The sequence below is a fragment of the Piscibacillus halophilus genome (assembly GCF_900110685.1).
Classification (GTDB): Bacteria; Bacillota; Bacilli; order Bacillales; family Alkalibacillaceae; genus Piscibacillus; species Piscibacillus halophilus.
The window spans coordinates 1-3,505 of the sequence record NZ_FOES01000076.1 but is presented as its reverse complement, the minus strand read 5'-3'; the positions used below and the strand labels follow the sequence as shown (position 1 = coordinate 3,505).

3 protein-coding genes are annotated in these 3,505 nt (G+C 37.3%); 2 read left to right on the top strand and 1 reads right to left on the bottom strand.

Features of this window, described 5'->3' with window-relative positions:
- Window positions 1-141: 141 nt before the first annotated feature.
- Both BMY57_RS15780 and BMY57_RS15775 read left to right on the top strand, forming a co-directional pair.
- Window positions 142-1,380 (top strand): aspartate aminotransferase family protein, encoded by a 1,239-nt coding sequence (locus tag BMY57_RS15780; RefSeq protein WP_425500424.1) that lies wholly within the window; start codon window positions 142-144, stop codon window positions 1,378-1,380.
- A 22-nt stretch (window positions 1,381-1,402) separates the two neighbouring features.
- Window positions 1,403-2,773: a YjiH family protein gene (locus BMY57_RS15775; protein WP_256205340.1), complete on the top strand. Its 1,371-nt coding sequence runs from the start codon at window positions 1,403-1,405 to the stop codon at window positions 2,771-2,773.
- A gap of 50 nt (window positions 2,774-2,823) precedes the next feature.
- On the opposite strand, the gene BMY57_RS15770 is transcribed toward BMY57_RS15775, so the two are convergent.
- A partial coding sequence (locus tag BMY57_RS15770; protein ID WP_143063866.1) for a M24 family metallopeptidase occupies window positions 2,824-3,505 on the bottom strand: 682 nt, incomplete at its 5' end.

The window sequence follows — 3,505 nt, the reverse complement described above, 5'->3', positions numbered from 1 at the left end:
TTTATACAGTCTATTGAATTTTTATACAATTATATGTATGATTATTTAACATGACATATTACTTAAATAGGGGGATCCGAATTGTCACAAATCAACTTTAAAGATCAAGTTAAAAATATAGGAGATTATCTAGCACCAGGTATGGCAAAAGATCATCCAAATCTTCCAGTTCAAAAAGCAGAAGGTTGTTATTACTTTGGATTAAATGGAGAAAAGTATTTAGATTTTACGTCTGGGATTGCCGTCGAGAATGTTGGGCACAGGCATCCGAATGTCGTTAAAGCTATTAAGGATAGTGCTGATCATTTAATTCACGGACCATCTGGGGTTATTATTTATGATTCAATTTTAGAATTGGCAAAAGAATTACAGTCCATTTTACCGAGTCCATTAGATAATTTTTTCTTTAATAATAGTGGAACAGAAGCAGTAGAAGGAGCTATAAAGCTAGCAAAATATACAACGCAAAGACCCTATGTCATCTCATTTACGGGTTGTTTTCACGGTCGTTCAGTGGGAGCTTTAAGTGTATCGACGTCAAAAAGTAAGTATCGTAAACATATGCAACCTTCTTGGCTGACTTATCAACTGCCATATGCCAATCCAGCAGATTGTCCAGAAGGTGCAGATTGTGAAGAATATTTTGCTGAAAAACTAGAAGAAGATGCCCAATTACTTTTTAAACATCAGGTTGAACCTGAAGAAGTGGCTTGTATGATCGTGGAGCCTATTCTAGGCGAAGGAGGGTATGTGGTACCTCCAAAATCTTGGTTAAAGAAAATGCGTGAAATTTGTGATCGACATGGGATCTTATTGATCTTTGATGAAGTTCAAACAGGCTTTGGACGTACTGGGAACTGGTTTGCCTCGCATACGTTTGATGTAGTTCCTGACATTATGGCCATAGCTAAAGGGGTCGCTGCGGGTATGCCACTTAGTGCAACGGTTGCTTCAAAAGAACTAATGCAACAATGGCCGCTTGGAGCACATGCTACAACTTTTGGTGGAAACCCTATTGCCTGTTCTGCAGCTATCGCATCCATCAATGTTATTCGTGAGGAAAACTTATTAAAAAATACGCAATATATGGGTAGCTATGCTTTTGAAAAATTATATCAGTTAAAAACAAAACATTCATGGATTTACGAAGTTAGAGGGACAGGATTAATGATTGGAATTGAGTTAAGAGATCCTGATCGTAAGATGGATGCTGGTGACTTAGTTATGAAAGTTTTAGATCAATGTTTAGAAAAAGGGGTTCTCTTTTATCTATGCGGAAGTGAAGGGGAAGTGTTACGAATGATTCCTCCTTTAGTTGTAACGAAAGAACAAATAGATGAAGGTTTAAACGTTTTAGATGAGGTTTTACAAGCCTTATAAAGCAGAAGGGGGGAGATGGAGCTTGTTACAGGAAAAAAGCTATATAGAGAAGGTTGATGGCTCAAAAAATACACTTAAGTTTTTAATACCATCTATCCTTGGGGTCGTTTTATTTTTAGTACCAATCAAAGTAGAAGGAGAGTTTACAATTGGAGTCGGGGTGCTAGCATCAACGTTGTCATCGCAATTTGAAGCATCCATTCCTTATTTTATTGTCGCTCTATTAGGTCTATCATTTATATTAACGTTGCTGGCTAAAACGAATCTATTTAAAGTATTTGATCAAAATGAATTTTTAAAAACACTCTTTGTCACTTCAAATTTTAATTTAGGGTTAAGACTATTTGGGTTGATTGTTGGTTTATTAACATTATTTGAATTAGGCCCAGCTTTCATATCATCACCAGCTATCGGTGGGGTTGTACTCTATGATTTGGCGCCAGTTTTATTAACATGGTTCTTATTTGCGGGACTTTTGCTGCCATTATTAATTGAGTTCGGTTTAATGGAATTTATAGGTGCTATTTTTAGAAACGTCATGCGTCCTTTATTTACGATGCCCGGTCGATCTTCCATCGATAGTATGGCCTCATGGATGGGTGCTGGAACTGTCGGTGTGTTAGTGACAATGAATCAATATAATCAAGGCTATTACAATAAAAGAGAAGCGGCTGTTATTTCAACCACATTCTCAGTTGCTTCACTTGCATTTAGTTTAGTTGTGGCAAACGTGATTGGTGTGGGGCATTTATTCATACCTTTTTATTTAACGGTGGTGGTTGCTGCGTTAGTAGCTGCGATTATAATGCCAAGAATTCCCCCATTATCGTTAAAAGCAAATACGTATTATGAACCAGTTGGAAAACAGATTAAAGAAGAAATCCCAAAAGGTGTTTCAACATTGAAGTGGGGATGGAATCAAGCACTGAAAAAAGCCGAATCAGCTAAAAGTTTTTCTGGTCAATTAAAAAGTGGAACCAAAACCGTATTGGATATTTGGTTTGGTCTTATTCCTTTAGTAATGAGTTTGGGGGCAATGGCATTAATTATTGCGGAAGAGACACCTGTATTTGAAATCATCTCCTACCCGCTCATTCCGTTACTTGAGTGGATGAACATTCCTGAAGCGGCAGCGGCTGCACCAGCCATGCTAGTCGGGTTTGCTGATATGTTCTTACCTGCAGTTATTGGTGCTGGTATTGAAAGTGAATTAACCAGATTTGTGGTCGGAACGTTATCGATTACTCAAATTATTTATATGTCAGAGATTGGGGTTTTAATTTTACGTTCAAACATTCCATTAAAATTGCATGAGTTGTTTATTATTTTCATTGAACGTACGTTAATTACTTTGCCAATTATCGTGTTCATTGCACATTTATTTATTTTTTAGTGAAGTAGGATTTAAAATAAAGAGGTCAAGCAATGCTTGACCTCTTTATATTATAATTCTATTAGTTCTTTCATAAATTCAGTTAACGTAGTCGCACCATCTGCGGTGATGAATACATCGTCTTCAATTCTGACCCCTCCGATTTCAGGGACATAAATTCCGGGTTCAATGGTAAAGCACATGCCTTCTTGTAAAAGGTCCTCGTTATTAGAAGCTAGCGAAGGAAACTCGTGAACATCAATACCTAATCCATGTCCAATACGGTGAGGAAAGTATTCGCCATAGCCTGCGTCTTCAATGACTTTTCTAGGGATTTGATCAATATCACCTAGGCGCATTCCAACCTCGCAGGTATTGATTGCTTTCTGTTCTGCTTCCAAAACGGTATGATATATTTCTTTTTGTTGTTGAGAAGCTTCGCCTAAAACGACAGTACGCGTAATGTCAGAACAATACCCTTGGTGGACAACACCTAAATCCATTAAAACAAAATCACCTTTTTGAATAGGTGTTAAATCAGGCGTACCATGAGGTGCAGCAGATTTCTTACCTGCTAACACAGTTGTATCAAAGGACATGTTTCGTATACCTTCTTTTTTGAGTGCATATTCAATTTCAGCAATAATGCCTAGCTCTGTTTGACCTTCTTGAATATGCTTCAGGGCTGTTTCAATTGCGAAGTCAGCAAATTGAGCAGCTTCTTTTAAAGTGCCCATTTCTTTTTGATCTTTA

Coding starts and splice junctions, on each gene's coding strand:
- BMY57_RS15780 (WP_425500424.1), top strand. CDS start 142: ATGGCAAAAGATCATCCAAATCTTCCAGTTCAAAAAGCAGAAGGTTGT.